Source organism: Microvirga terrestris (genome assembly GCF_015694425.1).
GTDB classification, from domain to species: domain Bacteria; phylum Pseudomonadota; class Alphaproteobacteria; order Rhizobiales; family Beijerinckiaceae; genus Microvirga; species Microvirga terrestris.
In genome coordinates this window covers 71,028-88,523 of sequence record NZ_JADQDN010000011.1, presented here as the reverse complement: position 1 = coordinate 88,523, position 17,496 = coordinate 71,028, and the positions used below count along the sequence as shown (strand labels likewise).

Here is a 17,496-nt window from a genome sequence, read left to right as displayed (position 1 = left end):
AAGGAGATCGAGGGCGCGATCCAGCGCCTGGCCCAGATGGCGCGCGCCGCGGGCATTCACGTGATCCTGGCGACGCAACGGCCCAGCGTGGACGTGATCACCGGCACGATCAAGGCGAACTTCCCGACCCGGATCTCGTTCCAGGTCACGTCGAAGATCGACAGCCGCACGATCTTAGGGGAAATGGGCGCCGAGCAGCTCTTAGGGCAAGGCGACATGCTGTACATGGCGGGCGGCGGGCGGATCACCCGCGTGCACGGGCCGTTCTGCTCGGACGAGGAGGTGGAGAAGGTGGTGGCGCACCTCAAGCGCCAGGGCCGGCCGCAATATCTCGAGGCGGTCACGGCCGACGAGGACGAGGGCACCCCGCCTGACACGCCGGTGTTCGACCAGGGCGAGTTCGGGGCGCCCAGTGGCGACCTGTACGACCAGGCGGTGGCGGTGGTGTTGCGGGACAAGAAGGCGTCCACGTCCTACATCCAGCGCCGCCTTCAGATCGGCTACAACCGGGCCGCCTCGCTCATGGAGCGCATGGAACAGGAGGGCATCGTCGGACCAGCCAACCACGCCGGAAAAAGGGAGATTCTAGTGACCCACCTGGATATGGACGACTGATCTGGCGAAGGAATGGAATTAAAAGAAAAGGCGGCTCTCGTGAGCCGCCTTTCTGATTTCTGAGGATATTGCCCGATCACTCGATGACCTGGACCACCGTCCGGGTTTGCGGGTCGACCAGCACGGTCTGGTCGTTCACGACCGTGTAACTGTAGTTGTTTCGCAGGCCGACGGTCGGCGCGACGGGATAGAGCCTGACGCGGGGCGGCAGGGGCTGGCCGACGACTACCTCGTCGGAGACGCGGATCGAGGGGCGGCGCTCGGCGACCACATAGCTGCGGACGCGGGTCGATTCTTCAGCGCTGAGAACGCCGCCTACCGCAGCACCGGCGACACCGCCGACCACCGCGCCGACTGGGCCACCGACGATGGCACCTGTGACGGCGCCGCCTGCGGCGCCTGCAGTCGTGCCGCTCTGGCAGGCAGCAAGGGGAAGAGCCAGAAGAGTCAGAACGGCAGTCGAGCTTAGGACATGATTGCGCATGACGGATTCCTTTCCGAGTAGCACCATGCGAACGCGGAAAAGCTTAGCTGGTTCCCTTTGGGGGATGCGGATAGGTTCCGAGAGTGAAAGCTGTGTAGTCTTGGCGTGCGTCCTTGCCGTTTCCGTTCATGGGTGCATCTGTCATGTCAGACGTGGCCGTAGATCAAGGAGGGCATCATGGCGGAACGCTCCAAAGTTGCGATTGTGACGGGCGCAGGAACCGGTGTAGGCAGAGCCATTTGCGAAGGGCTCGTGAGAGCCGGCTATTCCGTCGTCATGGCAGGACGCCGCCGGGAAGCTCTCGAAGATGCGGCGCGGGAGATCGGCGCAGAGGATCACTCCGTCCTCATCGCTCCAACCGACGTGACGGATCCTGCCTCCGTCGCAGCGCTCTTTGCTGCCACAAAGCGGTCCTTCGGCCGGCTCGATCTCCTCGTCAACAACGCAGGCATCGGTTCGCCGGCCGTGCCCTTGGAGGAAATCCCCTTCGAGCAGTGGCAGACGGTGGTGGCCACGAACCTTACGGGCACGTTCCTCTGCACGCAGGAGGCCTTCCGGATGATGAAGGACCAAAGTCCGCGAGGCGGGCGGATCATCAATAACGGGTCGGTCTCGGCCTATGCCCCGCGCCCGCTCTCAGCCCCCTATACGGCAACGAAGCATGCGGTCCTCGGGCTCACGAAGTCGACCTCCCTAGATGGTCGCGCCTACGATATCGCCTGCGGTCAGATTGATATCGGCAACGCGGCAACCGACATGACCGCGAGAATGACCGAAGGCGTCCTGCAGCCGAACGGCACTGTGGCACCGGAACCGAGGATAGACCCCAAACACGTCGCAGATGCGGTGGTCTACATGGCCGACTTGCCGCTTGACGCCAATGTTCTCACCATGACCATCATGGCGACCAAGATGCCGTTCGTCGGGCGCGGGTGAGACACATTGCCGTGACCACAAGGGTTCCGTCTAGGATGTAAGCTCGGCCGCCCCATCTCTTCATTATGGCCTGTCTCAAAGAGCCGCGATGTACGGCTTCCGTTCATCTGGACATAGGCAGGGTCCGCTCCGGCAGCGGAGGCGCAGGCCGCTTGTCTAACCGATGATCTTTTCATGGGGTGAATGATCCGATGATGGCGGCGGAATGAGCGCAATCCTCGTCAAGATTTTCGCGACGGCTCTGACCTTAAGCCAGGTTCTCGTCAGTCCGGAGACGGTCAAGACGAGCTTCGATCCTGTTCGGGATCAGGGCGCTGTGTCTGAGATCCTCAAGAGCGGCTGCACCCACATGCGCCGTGCCTTCGACATCGAGGACATCAATCTCGATGATCTCATCGCGACAGCTATGGACGACCCTCAGGGTATCACGGGGGATCTGAAGGTGCTGCAGGGGTTGAGCTTCAACGATCTGCACGCGAGCTACCGTCAGTTCTGCAAGGCCGAGACGGTCGAACCCGCGCCGGTCGATCTCGGCGAGGTGATCTCCTATTACAATGCCGCCGTAGCCGGACTGCCCGATGCGGGGAAGCTCAAGGGCCTGAAGTTGCCGGGCGTCAGCGTGGTCCTGGATGGAAGCGGCAAGCGCTTCGCCGAGGTCTTCGAACCCGACCACCGGCGCATTTGGGTGTCCTTGGCGGATATTCCGCAAAGCGTGCGGCAAGCCTTCGTGTCGGCAGAGGACAAGCGCTTCTATCAGCATCGAGGCGTCGACGAGCGCGGCGTGATCCGTGCCTTCATGGGCAACATGGCCAATCCCGGACGTCCGGCGGGCGGCTCGACCATCACGCAGCAGGTGGCGAAGAACCTGCTCGTGGGCGACGATGTCACGTATGACCGCAAGATGCGCGAGATGATCGTGGCCTCCCGCATCGAGCGGGTGCTCAGCAAGGCGGAAATCCTCGAGATCTACCTCAACTCGATCTATCTCGGCCGCTCGTCCTGGGGCATCGAGATGGCGGCGCAGAGCTATTTCGGGAAGAGCGTCAAGGCGCTTTCAGTGTCCGACGGAGCACTTCTGGCCGGATTGGCCAAGGGACCGAACTACTACAATCCCGATACGAAACCTGAGCGCGCCCAGGAGCGAATGGCCTATGTGCTGAGTCGCATGCAGGAGGACGGCTTCCTCAAGCCCGAACAGGTGCAGCAGGCAGTCGCCTCTCTCCCCAGCCGGGTGGCCCATGAGCGCACTAGACGGACGACGGGCTTCCATTTTGTCGACCACGTCGGTCGCGATGCCCGCACGCTTGCCGGCATTGAGAGCCTCACCACGGGCGGCTATACGGTGCGTACCACCATCAATGCGGCCCTGCAGAAGGGGACGGAAGCGGCACTTCAGGAAGGGCTCGCCCGCTATGAACTGAGCATCGGGCGGCAGCGCTACCAGGGACCGGAGGCCAACATCGCCGAGGCCGTGAAGACGCTTGAAGGCAGCAAGGATCCGGCAGCAGCCGCTCCGGCATGGAAACGCGCCTTAGAGGCGGTGCGCCTGCCGCTCTATGACGTGCACTGGCCCGCAGCCGTGGTGATCGAGAAGGGCAGGGATCGGAAAACAGGCGCTAACGTCCTGCGGGTGGGGCTTGCGGATGGGCGCGTTCTGCCGCTGAACGCCTGGGAGGTGGCTCGTCTGGAACTCAAGCTCTACGATGTGGTGCGTGTTCAGGTCGTCGAGCAGAAGGGCAAGGGCATAGTTCGCGCCGACCTGAGAACGCCGCCCTCTGTGCAGGGTGGAGCGGTCGTGCTGGAGAACCAGACCGGACGCATCCTCGCCATGACAGGCGGATTCTCCTATCCCTTGAGCCAGCTCAACCGGACAACGCAGACTCACCGTCAGCCGGGTTCCGTCTTCAAGCCGCTCACCTATCTCGCGGCTCTGTCGAAGGGTCTTCAGCCCAATACGCTCATCTGGGATGCCCCCGTGACCCTGCCGCCAGTCAGCGGTCAGGCGGGCGACTCTTGGAGCCCCAAAAACTTCGATGGCGGGCGATCGGGCATCATGACTTTGCGAAGAGCGCTCGAGAACTCGAAGAACCTGGTCACGGCGCACCTTCTCGACGGTGGTATCGAGGCCTCGCCGGAGAACAGCCTCAAGCGTGTCTGCGAACTTGCCATGGAGGCGCAGCTCTATCTGGAATGTACGCCGCATTATCCATTCGTGCTCGGTGCACAGCCGGTGCGGATGCTCGATCTGGCAGCCTTCTATGCGGCCATAGCCAATGAAGGCGCCATGCCGGTGCCTCATGCCATCGAGTCTGTCGAGGAAAGCGGACAGATCCTTTACAGCCGCAAGGCACGTCCGCTGACGCGTCTGGGATCTGCCGATGCTGCCTCCTTCTATCAGTTGAAGAGCATGCTTCAGGGTGTTCTCGAACGCGGCACCGCGCGTTCCCTGAAGGCGCTTGCTCCTTACGCTGGGGGTAAGACGGGAACCTCCGACAACGAGAACGATGCATGGTTCGTCGGCTTCACCAACGATGTCACGATTGCCGTGTGGGTCGGCCATGACAATGCCGACGGCAAGCGCCGCACGCTCGGTCGCGGCCAGACGGGTGGCAAGGTGGCAGCTCCCATCTTCCAGTCGATCCTTGAGGCCACATGGGAGCACCATGCGCCGAAGGCCGCGCTGAGTCCGCCATCGCCGCAAGCTGCCAAGCAACTCATCGCCATGCCGATCGATCTGAATACCGGCGATCGCCTGACGGACGGACGCAAAGGCTTTATGGAGTATTTCCGCCTGAATTGGTTCGGGAGGCTTGCCGAGACGCAGTTCCGCCTCGTTCCGCAGTCGGAGGTGTATGCCTTCCGCAACCCTGATCCTTGGAGCGACGGGGAGGACAGCGGGGGTCCCAGTTATCATGAGGACGGACCTTACGCGCAGGGGCCCGGCTGGCTTGAGAATCCGCGCCAGTCTGCTCCTCCCGCACGCCGTCAAGCCGAACCCGAGCGCGGCTTCCGCTGGTGGTGGGAGGACGAAGCACCCCGCAGACCCAGGCGGGTCGATCCGGATTATCTCTGGCGTAACGGACAGGTCTACTGATGGCATTGCAGGTTTTCATCAGGCGGTCGCTGATCGCCGCTGTGGCTCTTTTCGTCTCCGCAGCAGGATCGGCAGCAGAGGAATTCAGGATCGAGGAGGTGCCGTCCGTCACAGCTGTTGCTCCGGGAACGTTGAAGCCGAAGACGATCGTGTTCAGCGATCACCGGGACGACAAGCTGACGGACGCCGGAACTGGCCTGATCCGCTTCGAGGATTGGGGCCGAGAACGGCCTGTGCAGAAGCAATTCCTGAGCCTGTTTCCGGGCTATGTTGAGCCCACCATCAAGGTGTCGATGCACGGCCTCTCGAAATCTTACACTGAGAAGCTACACATGTATGTGGTGGAAGCGCGCTTCCTTATAGGCAAGGCGCCGGGTTCGGTTGATCTTGCCCGCTTCGCGCGCCTTGAGACCCTGGAAAAGATCGATCCGTCGATCAAGCATCGTCGCATTTCAGCCGAGCAGGCCGCGCCGCAGGTGGATCCCTCGATCGCCCATAACCGCCACCCGAACCGCCGCTGGTGCGAAGCGCCCGCGAGCCTTTGCATCGAGTCGCGCTATCCGCTCGAGGGCAAGCTGCCGGTCGGCATCCGGCTGGCGAACAAGCTGGAGGAGGGTGGCAAGAAGATCTCGGAATTCATGGAGTTCCAGACCGAGATCCGTGTGCTCCCCCCGGAAGAGATCGACCGTGCCAGTCTTAACAAGCTGACGGCCCTGGAGTCGCCCGTCGCCGGAGTGCTGGAGCAGACGATCTTCAGCGTGAACCAAGTGATGCAGTTCGGAAAGCTGCTGGCCGTTATTCAGGAGAATCCTGCCAATCCGAACAGCACGGTCGCTACGGTTTTCATGGCGCTCGCCGTCGAAACTGATGTGTTGGAGCGTAAAAAGGAATTCGAGAATGTTCCAGTTCTGCGCAACCTCATCCCGGCGCAGGTTCTGATGGGAAAAAGTTCGTTCAATTCCGGCGATTCCATCAGTGCCGGGCTTCCAAACTACATCCGTAATCGCATTCGCGCGCTTGCTGATCTGATCGAGCGCTAGCCCGGGCTGCAGAATTCCAAATAAGAAAAAGCCCCGTCCACATCAGGCTGAACGGGGCTGCAAGTCTGCGGAGGCGACAAGGGGTTGCGGGGAATGGTGCCTCCGTACCAAATCAAGTATTCATCCCGTTCTATGTTCCTCGTGGTTCCTCATTTCGAACCTTGGCTGGCATCAAATTTCCTTGATTGCGCCACGTTTGAGGCTCTGACTGGCTTTGCTGGTCCCCAAGGGGCAGGTGTGTTGGAACGCCGCAGGTGCGTAACGAGCCTGCTCCATGGGTGTTTGAGCCGAGCAGTCAGCGTTTCTTCCTCCCGAACTTGCCTTCCTCGGCCTAAAACCGGGGAAGGCTTTTTTCTGAGATGCAGGAAAGCATTACAGTCCTTTCGTTCCAGCCTCCCGGCTGCTATCTCACGCTCCACAACTCAGGCCGTGTCTGCCGAGGCCGGGGAGCAACCGACTGCTAAAAAGGTGTTCTGTGGCCAAAGCCATTCACTCCATGATTCGGGTGCTCGACGAGCAGCGCTCCCTCACGTTCTATGAGAAGGCTTTTGGCCTCAAGGTGGCGGAGCGCCTGGGATTCGAAACCTTTACCCTGATCTACCTCAGCAATCCGGAGAGCGAGTTCGAACTGGAACTGACAGTCAACCATGATCGGGCGGGGCCTTACAGTCTAGGCGACGGCTACGGGCATCTCGCAATCTCGGTAGACGACCTTGAGGCCGAGCATGCACGCTTCGATACGCTTGGTCTCAGTCCGACGCCTCTGAAGGAACTGAGGCTCGAAGGCAGGCCTCCGGTGCGGTTCTTCTTCGTGCAGGATCCGGACGGGTACAAGATCGAGGTTCTTCAGCGTGGCGGTCGCTATAAGTAGCCCAGCATTGATCCTTACTGTTGCGCTTTGAGAGATGTCGCGTGGCTATCCGTCCGATCATTCGTTTCCCAGATCCCCGTCTGCGCCAAAGGGCAGAACCGATCGTCGACATTGACGAGGAGATCCGAGCGCTGGCAACGGATCTGACCGAGACCATGCATGCCGCACCTGGGATCGGCATCACGGCGCCGCATATCGGGGTGCTCAGGCGGCTCGTGGTGATCCAGCTGGAAGGAAGTGCCAAGCCTCATGTCTCGGTCAATCCGGAGATCGTCTGGTCCTCCCCGGATATGATCCGGCACGTAGAGGGAAGCGTCTCCATGCCGGGCGTCAACGACGAGGTCGAGCGTCATGCGCGGGTACGGGTGCGCTACAGGGGCCTGGACGACCGGGAGCACGAGAAGGAGGCAGACGGTCTGATGGCGGTCTGCTTCCAGCATGAGATCGATCAGCTCGATGGCGTCTTCTGGATCGACCGTCTATCGAAACTGAAGCGGGACCGTTTGATCAAGCGGTTCGACAAGCTCCAGCGCGCCAGGACTTGAAGGTGGAGTCGCGCTGACAAGGGAGTTCTACGAACGTGGTTGAAGTCTATCGCATCGAATCCGTCGCCTCCGAAGAGGCGGGCGGCGGCATCATTCGCCGGATCCTGGTCCGTACCGAATCCGTCGAGAAGGCGAAGGAGAGGGCGCTGAAGGTGTTCACTCTGGCCCGGCGGCCCCAGTCCCGTGACCCCGAAATCGAATCTGTCCGCGTGCTCGATGGCGCCGGCTACGAGGTCTTCTCGATCAGCACCAGAGACTGACGCCGTCAGCGTGGCGTCGCGCCTCCTGGGGATAATCCAAACACCATTTGACAGCGTGCCCGATCACCGGTACGAGCGCGCCTCCATCGCGATAAATGCTTCTTATGGGCAGGCGATGGATGAGAAATGCGCGGGCGTAGCTCAGTCGGTTAGAGTGCCGGCCTGTCACGCCGGAGGTCGCGGGTTCGAGCCCCGTCGCCCGCGCCACTCTCCTTTAGGCTGCAACTGCCAGTCTGCCTTGCAAGTCCGTCCGATCACCGCTGCGGCCTCATAGGGCTGAAAATTCTTAAGCGCTTGAACGAACAAAGGAGCCGCTGGGCTCCTTTGTCGATGGTGCTCAGCGAGGTCAAATGCCCTCAGGCGATCTTGCCGCCGCCCTGCTTGGTGATGACCAGTACGGATGGCCGGGTCGGCATGCCGTCCTTGAAGTCCGGCCAGCGGGTGATCGGGTTCTCGAAGGTGGATATGGTTCCTTCTTCCGCTTCGCCGGGATGCTGCACCGCCAGGAACAGCGACTCGTCGTTGGGCGTGAAAAATGGGCCGCACAGCTCCCCGCCGACCGGCACGCGGAAGAAGTGCTTGGAGGTTCCGCGCCGCTCGCCCTCGGTTTCGAGCGCCCAGAGGCCGTCCGCCCGGCCCGTCGCCTTGGCGTTGTTGCCGTCGGTGGAGATCCAGAGGCGGCCCTGGCTGTCGATGGCGCAGTTATCCGGCATGCCGAACCAGCCGTTCTTGGTGGTCTCGGACGAGAAAGTCGCCCCGACCGCCGCGACGGACGGGTCGCCGCACTTGACGAGAACTTCCCAGGTAAAGGCGGTGGCCGCGTGGTTGCCGCCCTCCGGCAACATCTCGACGATGTGGCCGAAGGCATTATTGGCGCGCGGGTTGGCCGCATCGACCTGGTCTTCCTTGCGCCGGGTGTTGTTCGTCAGCATGACGTAGACGCGGTTGGTTTGCGGGTTCGCCTCGATGTCCTCGGGGCGATCCATCTTGGTTGCGCCGAGGAGGTCCGCCGCGCGGCGGGTCTCGATCAGAACGTCGGCCTGGCTCCTGAAACCATTCGCTTCGGTGAGTGGTCCTTGGCCATGCACAAGCGGCAGCCAGGTTCCCTTGCCGTCCGGATCGTATTTGGCAACGTAGAGTGTGCCCTCGTCGAGCAGGCCGAGATTGGCGGCGCGGTTCTGCGGGTCGACCTTGCCGGCAGCGACGAACTTGTAGACGTAGTCGAAGCGCTCATCGTCGCCGAGATAGACCACATAGCGGCCGTCGCCGTTGGTGATGCCTGCCGCGCCTTCGTGCTTGGTGCGGCCCAGCGCCGTGCGCTTCTTCGGCACGAAGTTCGGGTCGAAGGGATCGATCTCGACCACCCAGCCGAAGCGGTTCGCCTCGTTGGGCTCCTTCGTCAGGTCGAAGCGGTCGTGGAACTTGCCCCAGGCATAAGCAGGGGTGCCGATGCCATAGCGCTTGTAATTCTTGGCCTCCGGATGATCGTCGGATAGCTTGCCCCAGAAATAGCCGTTGAAGTTCTCCTCGCAGCTCAGCCACGTGCCCCAGGGCGTCACGCCGCCCGCGCAGTTGTTGATCATGCCGCGTACGCTGCGGCCGCTGGAATCGGCGGAGGTCTTCATGCGGGGATGGCCGGCAGCCGGGCCGGTGATCTCCATGGGAGTGTCGGCGGTGATGCGGCGGTTGTATTTCGAATCCTTCACGACCTGCCATTTGCCGTCCACGCGCCGAATTTCGACGACTGCGCCACCATGGGCGGCAATCTCGATGGCCACGAGCTCCTGGGTCATCTTGGCGAAAATGGCGTCCTTGGAATCCTGCACGCCTACGCCGGGGAACATGAGTTCCTCGTTGGTGTATTCGTGGTTCGCCACCAGAAGGCCGTGGTCGGCCGATCCATTGAGCGGGATGAAGCCGATGAAGTCGGTGTTGTAGCCGAACTGACGCGCCTGGGCTTCAGCCGTCTGCTTCATCGGATCGAACGCGGGAGCGTCCGGGAAGAGCGGGTCGCCCCAGCGCAGAAGCACCTGGGCATCGTAGCCCTCGGCCACGTGATGGGTATGGTCGACGCCTGCCTCGATTTCCTTGAAGTCGAAGGAGACCGGGTTCGAGGCCTTCTTGGCCGGCTGCTCGTTGGCCGCCAGGGCCCGATGGCCGACGGTCGCGGAGATGGCCGCCACGGCGAGCGAGCCCCGCAGGAGGTCGCGCCGGTTGAAGCGGGTCGCGATGATCTCACCCATGGTGAGGTTATGCGTCGGATTCACTCCGACATCGCCTGAATCTTCCAGTTCGCTAGCCCGAAGGCGGCCCTTGTGCTCGTCCATATCGGTTTCTCCGTCTTATGTGACGATCACGCCTTAGAACCGTTCTATGTAACCTGCGTGACAGTTCCCCAAGGTGAGGGTGGGGACCGCGACAACCGGTGTGGGATCCTGTATGGTCCGGGAATGAGCACTGAAACTTCTGAAATCCGCGATCAGCTGTCCGACCAATGGCAGAAGGTCGCCATCGACCTGATCCGCAAGGGGCTTCCCGCCGAAACCGTCTTCGAGACCCTCCTGACCGTGGGGCTGGCAGGCCAAGTTGAGCTGCATGGCAAGCATTTCATGGCCGGCAAGCTCGTGGCCATCGCCGAGCAGCTGTCCGAACAGGTCAGGCGCGAGAAGGAGGCTCTCCAGGAAGCCTCGACGGCCACGAAGAACTAGCCTCAGCATTATTCTATCCGGGACAGGTTTCCACTGCAACGTCTGGGGCAATTGCCGCGTTAGCTCGGCGAACCTTCGAAGCGGCGCAGGCCGCTTCTTTCGCCCAACAACCACAATGGGGTGGTGCCTCATGCAGCAGGCGCTCGACAGCAATACCCTGGACCGATTGATTGCCCTGGGACGCCAGCAGGGACAACTGACGACCCTGGATCTCGAGACCAATCTGCCGATTCATTCCATGAGCGCGGAAGATATCGCGTTGATTGTAGTTCATCTCGAGGAGGCTGGTATTCCGGTTGAGCTGGAAGACAGTCTGATGGTTCCCCAACCGAAACCGCCTGCGGCCCCAACACGAAGCGCCGAGATCATCTCGTTCCCAGATCGTGCCGCCGCCAGTCGAATGAGAAAGCAGACTGCTCCTCTTCAAAATGCAGCATCCGTCCAGGCGCAGTCCGCCTTCGTCCAGCAGGAGAAGCGTGCAGCCCATTGGGCGGTGGCTCTCGGGGGACTTCTCGTGCTGGCGCTGATGGCCGGCGCTCTTGTCCTCTTTGGCGTTTGAAACGCTTTTTCAAAAGGGTCGAATTCTAGAGTGAGGCCTGTACGACAACGGGCAGCGGCTTGACGGCCGGTCCGGTGAAACGGGTCACGGTCAGCTCTTGCTGGTTGCGGGTGGCAAAGCCGAGATCCAGGAACGCCGTTCGAGGATCGAACAGGGCTTTGACTGCCGCCTTTTCATCATAGCCCAAAATCGGTTCCGGTGCAGGAAGGCTTGCCGTAACCGCTTCGGTCCGGGTGGGTAGAGCGGCACTGGCGAGCCTGAACTCCCTCGGACGCTGCGGTGGAAGAGGTGCAGGCGTCATGGGGGTGGCTATGCTCTCAGGACCGGCGGACGCCACCAGGGTAACCGGGCTCTCCTGAGTGGGCGCCTGTTGCGGTACCGGCTGAGCATCGTTCCGCCCGAAGAGACTTGCCAGAACATTGCCGATGGACGGACCGCCACCTGCCGAGGCTTGCGTTGCTAAGGCGGCATTCCGGGGCAGAATCTCGGCTTTTGCTATATCATAACCGGCAAGCGGCTTGCCGTTCGAGGGCAGGTGCAAGGTCTTCCCGTCCGGGAACAGCTGCGCCAATTGCTGCTGCGACATGCGCGGCCAGGCGCGCACATTGCCCGTATCCACATGAACGAAGGCGGAGGAGGCGTAATAGCCCACGCCGCCATATTGCATCTTCATGGCAATCGCCCGCAGGCGACCGGTCTCCACGTCAGGCAGGCGGATGTCCATGGCTTTGCCGAGCATGTGCTGGCTATGCTCCGCCACGCCGCTGGACCTGCGGCGCAGGGCACCGTTGGTTTCAGGCGAACGGTAGGCGGAAATGATGTTGATAGGCTGCGAGGAGCCGGATTCCCGGTAGACCTCCCAGAGGATGTCGAACAGGCGCGGATCCATCTGCGCCGGCTTCTCGACTCGCCAGTCGCGCAGGAACCAGCTGAGCTGGCTCAAGGCGCCCTCATCAACCTGACCGTTCCTACGGAAGGTGACGGTTAGGCTCTCCCTCGTATGCGTATGGAAGAAAGTGAGGGTGCGCGTTTCGCCTAACGCGGCTGCCCCCTGCATCGGAGCCAAGGAAAATGTCAGGAGCGAAGAGGCAGCTGCCGCTAGGCCAAGGATGGATCGAAGGACCTTCCTTCTTTTCGACAAGCGACTGCGCTGCGGCACAGAGACCGTCTTCCATCCGCCAGCCGATCTCGTGGATCGGGCGAAGATTCCCGCCATGGTTCGTAAGTTCCCGCGTCCCTAAGCGACGTGTGATTGTTAACCATGGCAAAAATAGGCACGAAGCGTGCCTATTTGCTTAATCTTAGGAGCGGGCGGCAGTCTGATCGCGCTTGCCTCGTCCGGATGGCGAGCCCAGGACGACCACTTTCGTGCCTTCCGGCGTATGGTTGTAGAGATCGATCACATCCTGGTTGATCATGCGGATGCACCCGGACGAAACGTTGGTGCCGATGGTCCATGGCTCGAAGGTGCCGTGGATGCGGTAGAGCGTGTCCTTGTTGCCCTGCCAGAGGTAGAGGGCGCGGGCACCCAATGGATTCCCCGGCCCGCCAGGCATCCCGTGGCCGCCGGGCAGCTCGCCCATCTGCTCGATCAGATCGGGTTGACGAGCGAACATCTCCTTCGGCGGGTACCAGTCCGGCCATTCCTGTTTGGTCTTGATGGTGGCGGCACCTGACCATCCGAAACCGGAACGACCGACGCCGACGCCATAGCGCACGGCCATGCCGTCGCGCATGACGAGATAAAGATACCGGCTCCGGGGATCGACCACGATGGTTCCCGGAGCCTCGGTCGTGTCGTACTGGACCACGCGTCGGAGAAAGGCTGGATTGATCCGGGCGAGCTCAATGCCGGGAATGGGGTAGAGATCATCGTCGATGGGACCGTACATGCGCTGATAGACGGACATATCGCGCAGCGACTGGGCGAAAGTGCTGCTGGATGGCAGAGTGGCGCCTGCGGCAGCGGCTGACGCTCCAAGCAGGAAGGTTCGGCGGCTGAGGTCCATGGTGCTCTCCCCAATGTTCTTTAACTCGACAATAAGAAGACGCAGGACCATGCGTGCCGGTTTCATGCTAGCTGCTATGCTTTGTTGGCAGAACAAAGCCTGGCCGTTCACGTTTGAGCGAGTGCAAGGCAGGGGCTGAGTATGATGTGGATGGAAAACCTTTCTTGGTCATGGCTGACGGGCAGTGCCGTGCTTGGCCTTGTTCTGGTGCTCGTCCTCTTCCTGGCCCGAAAGCCGCGCTTCCGGCGCGCGACGATTATGACGGAGAACGAGCGGGAGTTTTACGGTCGCCTTCTCGCCGCCTGCCCCGACTGCCAGATCTGGCCCCAGGTCCCGATCCTGGCGCTGGTTCGCCCCGACGCGAAGGAGGGCAGCCGCGCCTTCTGGATGGCGTTCAAGAGGATTTCCAACACCCGGGTTGATTGGGTCATCGTCCAGGACATGGAGGTATTGGCGATTGTCGAGTTGGATGACCGCTCCCACGATGCCCGGAAGGATGCGCAGCGCGACAGAATCCTGAAATCCTGCGGCTACCGCGTCGTTCGGTTCAATTCCAGCCGCAGGCCCGATCCGCGCCAGATCCATGAGGCGATCTTCGCGGCTGCGTAGGATCAAGCGGATGTCGCCCTCCGGTGTGCCGCTCGGACATGCTGACGCAACCGATATAGCAGCTGTAGTTCGGGTCCTTCGCCACCACCATATTCGGCAGGTTTGGACCCCCTGGTGGCGTCTCCTCTGCGTCGGTTCGGAATCTTCCGAACCGACGATGCTTGAGTCCTGCCGGATCAGCAGGGCTGTCGAGATTTCAGGCGTTTAGCCCTCATTGTCCTCATCGGGATCCGTCACATCGACCAGGAACATGATGTAGGGGCCTTCGTCTTCTTCATCATCCTCTTCCTCCTCGTCGAAGTCGGCTCCCTCGAACTCGGCCTTCTCCTCCTCGGTCGCCGGCCTGACGTTCAGGCTGGCAAAACCGTCCCAGAGGGGAGCACCTTCGCTCTCGAGGACCTTGAGGTCGTCCTTGAACTCCTCGCTCATGAGGAGTTCGCGGGCTTCTTCCTCATTGGCATTGGTGATGGCAACAGCCTTGTCGCTGATCGTAAGCGTGAACATCGTTCTTCCTTTCCATTCGCCCGCAGGGGATATCCACTAACGCTTCACCCGCCTGTTCGTGGCAGCACCCTGATACAGGGGCCAGGGAGAAAAGCCATCGCCGGCCATCGCTGAGCTGGGCGAAACTACTGGACGCCCCTGCTTTTGAGCCAGGCCTGCATCTCGGCAATCTCGCGCTCTTGTTCACGGATCACGTCCTCGGCCCATTTGCGGACCTGCTCATCCTTCCCGTGCTGGAGAGCGACCTTCGCCATGTCGATGGCTCCCTGGTGATGGGGAATCATGCCACGCACGAAGTCGATGTCGGCATTGCCGCTGAAGGCGATGTCCATGTTCTTGTGCATCGTGTCGTTTGCCTGGCGGTAGCCCTGGGTTGCGGGCGCATCCGGCGTTCTCGCCGTCGGCGCAGGTGTGGAGTGGCCGGAATGACCGCTATGGGCACCCTGGGCGGCGGCAAGGGTCGGCAGGATTGCGATGGCCGCGGCCAGCGCGATGATGCGATGCTTCATGATGGTTCTCCTGAAAGATGGGTTCATGATTTAGGATCGATGTCCGTGGAATGAATGCACGACGGCATGGCCCCTTCCGCGGGAAATCAGCCAGCGGTTCAGGGGAAAGGCGAAGGTGCCGGCGATGAGCAGGGACACGGCGAGGCTTCCCCAGAAGAGGAGATCGGCAAGGCCTGCAGCCATTGCGCCCGGAATGACCAGCATGATCAGGTTGTCGACGATCTCCATGACCAGGATGGAGGCCGTGTCCGCCGCAAGAGCCAAGCCCAGCGCCGTACGGAAAGGCAGTCCGCCGCGGAGCAGGGGCAGCATGGTCAGGCCGTAGCCGAACAGGAAGGCAAGGGCGACTGCCAGGACAATCGTCTGTGCCGTTCCCCAACTGAGGGCTGTGCCGATGACAAGTCCGAGGATTTCGCCGATGGCGCAGCCTGTGAGGCAATGAACCGTAGCGCTGAGAGCAGTGCGGTTCAATCCGTCCTTGGACGACGCCCTATGATGATGGATATGAGTACTGGTAGGCATATTGGCCTCTTCATGCAACAGGGTGAGCTAAGGGCTGAGCCGGGTAACCCCCGTTGCTCAAGGCATTGAGAAGCGAGGCTTCACTTTGCCTGGACGTCACCTTGATTGTGCGGGCCTCCAGATCGGCCTCAACCTGTGCCTGAGGGTCGATTGCCTGGACCGCCCGTGTGACGGCGCGCTGGCAGCCGCTGCAATTCATGCCGGGAACGTGGAAAATGTGCATTGCCGGGATCCTTTCATTTGAAGGTCCCGGAATCTGTAGGCATTCCCACGATGGTAAGGTCAAGCGGGTCGGGCTCGTTCGAGAACTATCCTGAATGAACATAAAGAATAGACCTCGACTGGCTTATCTTAAGCTTACAGCTCTGCTATCGCGGTTTTCGCAAGTGGTACGGAGTAGCCGACGCAGGTCGGAGGAGAGCGATGCGGATAGTCACCCATAGCGGCACGTTTCATGCCGATGACGTTTTCGCCTATTCCGTCCTGCGCGACGCCCTGGGAGCGTTCGAGTTCATCCGGACCCGTGACATGGCGATGATCGACTCGGCCGATATCGTGTTCGACGTCGGCGGGATCTATGAGCCGGCCAAAGGCCGGTATGATCACCACATGCGGGATCTGCCGCGACGGGAAGACGGAACGCCTTACAGCTCGGTCGGCTTGGTCTGGCGCGACTATGGACGCATGGCCCTGCCGCGATTCGTGCCGGGAATCGGCGAGGACATGCTGGATTCGGTCTGGCAGGACATCGACGCGACCTTCATCCTGACCATCGATCAGGCCGACAACGGGGTCGCCACGGTAAGCCAGAGCCATCTCGCACTGCTGGTCGAGGCCTTCAATCCACCCTGGGACAGCGGCCAATCCTATGATGACGCTTTCGTCGAAGCCGCCGATTTCGCCAGGGGGATTCTGGTCCGGGCCTGCCGGCAGGCCTATGCCGAAGCCAAGGCTCTCTCGCTCGTGATGGCGGCCGCGAGACAGGCGCGGGATCCCCGCGTGATCGTTCTCGATCGCAAGCTGCCCTGGGAGAAGGCGGTTTTCGAGGGCGGCTTGAGCGATCTTCTCTTTGTCATCTACCCGAACGAGGATCTGACTGCCTGGTACTGCCGCACGATCCCGCCTGAGCCAAGTTCCTTCGGCCAGCGGCTGTCCCTGCCCGAGGCGTGGCGCGGCCTGCAGGAGGCGGAGTTCTCCAAGGCGGCCGGGATCAACGACGGCGTATTCTGCCACCCGAGCGGCTTCATCTGCGGGGCGCGATCGCAGGGCTCGGCTGTGCGGCTTGCGGAGAAGGCCATCGCCGGAGGCTGAGCCATGAAGCAGGTCCCCATCGTCTCCCACACGGCCTATGTGGCCTCTCTTCCCGATGATCACCGGTTCCCGATGCTGAAATACGGGCGCTTGGCGGAAGTGGTAGCGGAAAAGGGTCTTGCTCCCAACGGCTTCGTAGTGCCTGGGGAGGCGTCTGCAGACCTGATTGCGCTCGCTCATAGCATGTCTTACGTGGATCAGGTGCTCGCCTGCTCTGTGCCGCGCGAGATCGAGCGGCGCATCGGCCTTCCGGTCAGCGAGAGCGTCGTCCGCCGTGCCCGAGCGTCTGCCGCCGGAACGCTGCTTGCGGCGCGGCTCGCGCTCCAGCATGGGCTCGCCGGCAGTACGGCCGGAGGCTCCCATCACGGGCAGAGAGAAACGGGAGCGGGCTTCTGCGTCTTTAACGATGTCGCCATCGCGGCCAAGGCGCTGCGAGCGGACCGCACAATCCAGCGGGCGCTTGTCGTGGATCTTGACGTCCACCAGGGCGACGGCACCGCGGATTGCCTGCGCGATGAGCCAGATCTCTTCACCTTCTCCATGCATGCGGAGAAGAACTATCCCGTGCGCAAGATCCCGAGCGATCTCGACATCGGCCTGCCGGACCGCATGGAGGACAATGCCTATCTGGACGTTCTCCGGTCCCATCTGCCGCGCCTTCTCGACGCGCTCGAACCGGAACTCGTCTTCCTGAATGCTGGCGTCGATCCACATCGCGACGACAAGCTGGGGCGGCTCGATCTCACCGACGAAGGTCTTCGCCGTCGGGATGCTTACGTGATCGAGCAAGCCCGCAGCCGTAGCATTCCTCTGGTCGCCGTCATAGGGGGCGGCTACTCCAGGGACATCGATGCCCTGGCCCGGCGGCACGCCATCGTGTTCGAGGAGATGGCTGCGTGGAGCGAGGCGAACGGGTAAGC

At 61.8% G+C, this 17,496-nt stretch carries 20 protein-coding genes and 1 tRNA gene; 13 read left to right on the top strand and 8 right to left on the bottom strand.

From position 1 onward, the window contains the following. On the top strand, positions 1-615 hold a 615-nt coding region (locus I2H36_RS17365), incomplete at its 5' end, for a DNA translocase FtsK (protein WP_196265162.1). 76 nt (positions 616-691) lie between these two features. Here the strand turns inward: I2H36_RS17365 and I2H36_RS17360 are convergent. After that, positions 692-1,099 carry a DUF1236 domain-containing protein gene (locus tag I2H36_RS17360; protein ID WP_196265161.1) on the bottom strand — a complete coding sequence of 136 codons (408 nt, stop codon included), beginning with the start codon at positions 1,097-1,099 and terminating at the stop codon, positions 692-694. Between the two features lie 177 nt (positions 1,100-1,276). Here I2H36_RS17360 and I2H36_RS17355 point away from each other — a divergent pair, with 177 nt between their 5' ends. The 7 genes from I2H36_RS17355 (at position 1,277) to I2H36_RS17325 (ending at position 8,052) form a co-directional block, all read left to right on the top strand. Next, entirely contained in the window at positions 1,277-2,035 is a 759-nt protein-coding gene (locus tag I2H36_RS17355; RefSeq protein ID WP_196265160.1) for an SDR family oxidoreductase, read from the top strand. A gap of 205 nt (positions 2,036-2,240) precedes the next feature. Beyond that, positions 2,241-5,129: a penicillin-binding protein 1A gene (locus I2H36_RS17350; protein WP_196265159.1), complete on the top strand. Its 2,889-nt coding sequence runs from the start codon at positions 2,241-2,243 to the stop codon at positions 5,127-5,129. Next, positions 5,129-6,169, top strand: a complete 1,041-nt coding sequence (locus tag I2H36_RS17345) for a hypothetical protein (protein WP_196265158.1) — start codon at positions 5,129-5,131, stop codon at positions 6,167-6,169. The genes I2H36_RS17350 and I2H36_RS17345 overlap by 1 nt, the downstream gene beginning before the upstream one ends. A 475-nt stretch (positions 6,170-6,644) precedes the next feature. Continuing rightward, positions 6,645-7,040 (top strand): VOC family protein, encoded by a 396-nt coding sequence (locus tag I2H36_RS17340; protein ID WP_196265157.1) that lies wholly within the window; start codon positions 6,645-6,647, stop codon positions 7,038-7,040. A 41-nt stretch (positions 7,041-7,081) separates the two neighbouring features. Then, complete coding sequence (locus I2H36_RS17335; RefSeq protein ID WP_196265156.1) at positions 7,082-7,585, top strand: peptide deformylase; 504 nt, start codon at positions 7,082-7,084, stop codon at positions 7,583-7,585. Positions 7,586-7,620: 35 nt separating this feature from the next. Further along, a complete protein-coding gene (locus tag I2H36_RS17330) occupies positions 7,621-7,845 on the top strand; it encodes a hypothetical protein (protein WP_196265155.1) in 225 nt (74 codons plus the stop codon). A gap of 130 nt (positions 7,846-7,975) precedes the next feature. Next, a tRNA-Asp gene (locus I2H36_RS17325) sits at positions 7,976-8,052 on the top strand. Positions 8,053-8,201: 149 nt separating this feature from the next. Here I2H36_RS17325 and I2H36_RS17320 read toward each other — a convergent pair. Further along, entirely contained in the window at positions 8,202-10,172 is a 1,971-nt protein-coding gene (locus I2H36_RS17320; protein WP_196265154.1) for a PhoX family protein, read from the bottom strand. A 123-nt stretch (positions 10,173-10,295) separates the two neighbouring features. On the opposite strand from I2H36_RS17320, the gene I2H36_RS17315 reads away from it, so the two are divergent. Next, positions 10,296-10,553 (top strand): hypothetical protein, encoded by a 258-nt coding sequence (locus I2H36_RS17315; protein WP_196265153.1) that lies wholly within the window; start codon positions 10,296-10,298, stop codon positions 10,551-10,553. A 130-nt stretch (positions 10,554-10,683) separates the two neighbouring features. Further along, entirely contained in the window at positions 10,684-11,112 is a 429-nt protein-coding gene (locus I2H36_RS17310; RefSeq protein WP_196265152.1) for an RNA polymerase sigma factor region1.1 domain-containing protein, read from the top strand. A 25-nt stretch (positions 11,113-11,137) separates the two neighbouring features. On the opposite strand, the gene I2H36_RS17305 is transcribed toward I2H36_RS17310, so the two are convergent. Both I2H36_RS17305 and I2H36_RS17300 read right to left on the bottom strand, forming a co-directional pair. Continuing rightward, a complete protein-coding gene (locus tag I2H36_RS17305) occupies positions 11,138-12,169 on the bottom strand; it encodes a peptidoglycan L,D-endopeptidase MepK (protein WP_246718878.1) in 1,032 nt (343 codons plus the stop codon). A gap of 244 nt (positions 12,170-12,413) precedes the next feature. Beyond that, the gene (locus I2H36_RS17300) at positions 12,414-13,121 is read right to left on the bottom strand and encodes a L,D-transpeptidase (RefSeq protein WP_196265150.1); all 708 of its coding nucleotides are present in this window, start codon (positions 13,119-13,121) and stop codon (positions 12,414-12,416) included. A gap of 150 nt (positions 13,122-13,271) precedes the next feature. Here I2H36_RS17300 and I2H36_RS17295 point away from each other — a divergent pair, with 150 nt between their 5' ends. Next, entirely contained in the window at positions 13,272-13,730 is a 459-nt protein-coding gene (locus I2H36_RS17295) for a DUF2726 domain-containing protein (protein ID WP_196265149.1), read from the top strand. 204 nt (positions 13,731-13,934) lie between these two features. Here the strand turns inward: I2H36_RS17295 and I2H36_RS17290 are convergent, their stop codons facing one another. The 4 genes from I2H36_RS17290 to I2H36_RS17275 all read right to left on the bottom strand — a co-directional run bounded on the left by I2H36_RS17290 (position 13,935) and on the right by I2H36_RS17275 (position 15,488). Further along, positions 13,935-14,234, bottom strand: a complete 300-nt coding sequence (locus I2H36_RS17290; RefSeq protein WP_196265148.1) for a hypothetical protein — start codon at positions 14,232-14,234, stop codon at positions 13,935-13,937. Between the two features lie 125 nt (positions 14,235-14,359). Beyond that, on the bottom strand, positions 14,360-14,743 hold the full coding sequence (gene copM / locus I2H36_RS17285) for a CopM family metallochaperone (RefSeq protein WP_196265147.1): 384 nt from the start codon (positions 14,741-14,743) through the stop codon (positions 14,360-14,362). Positions 14,744-14,773: 30 nt separating this feature from the next. Continuing rightward, positions 14,774-15,265 (bottom strand): DUF4396 domain-containing protein, encoded by a 492-nt coding sequence (locus I2H36_RS17280; protein ID WP_196265146.1) that lies wholly within the window; start codon positions 15,263-15,265, stop codon positions 14,774-14,776. Positions 15,266-15,275: 10 nt separating this feature from the next. Further along, entirely contained in the window at positions 15,276-15,488 is a 213-nt protein-coding gene (locus I2H36_RS17275; RefSeq protein ID WP_196265145.1) for a heavy-metal-associated domain-containing protein, read from the bottom strand. Between the two features lie 200 nt (positions 15,489-15,688). Between I2H36_RS17275 and I2H36_RS17270 the strand changes: the two genes are divergently transcribed. Further along, complete coding sequence (locus I2H36_RS17270) at positions 15,689-16,576, top strand: MYG1 family protein (RefSeq protein ID WP_196265144.1); 888 nt, start codon at positions 15,689-15,691, stop codon at positions 16,574-16,576. A gap of 3 nt (positions 16,577-16,579) precedes the next feature. After that, entirely contained in the window at positions 16,580-17,494 is a 915-nt protein-coding gene (locus I2H36_RS17265) for a histone deacetylase family protein (protein WP_196265143.1), read from the top strand. Positions 17,495-17,496 lie beyond the last annotated feature (2 nt).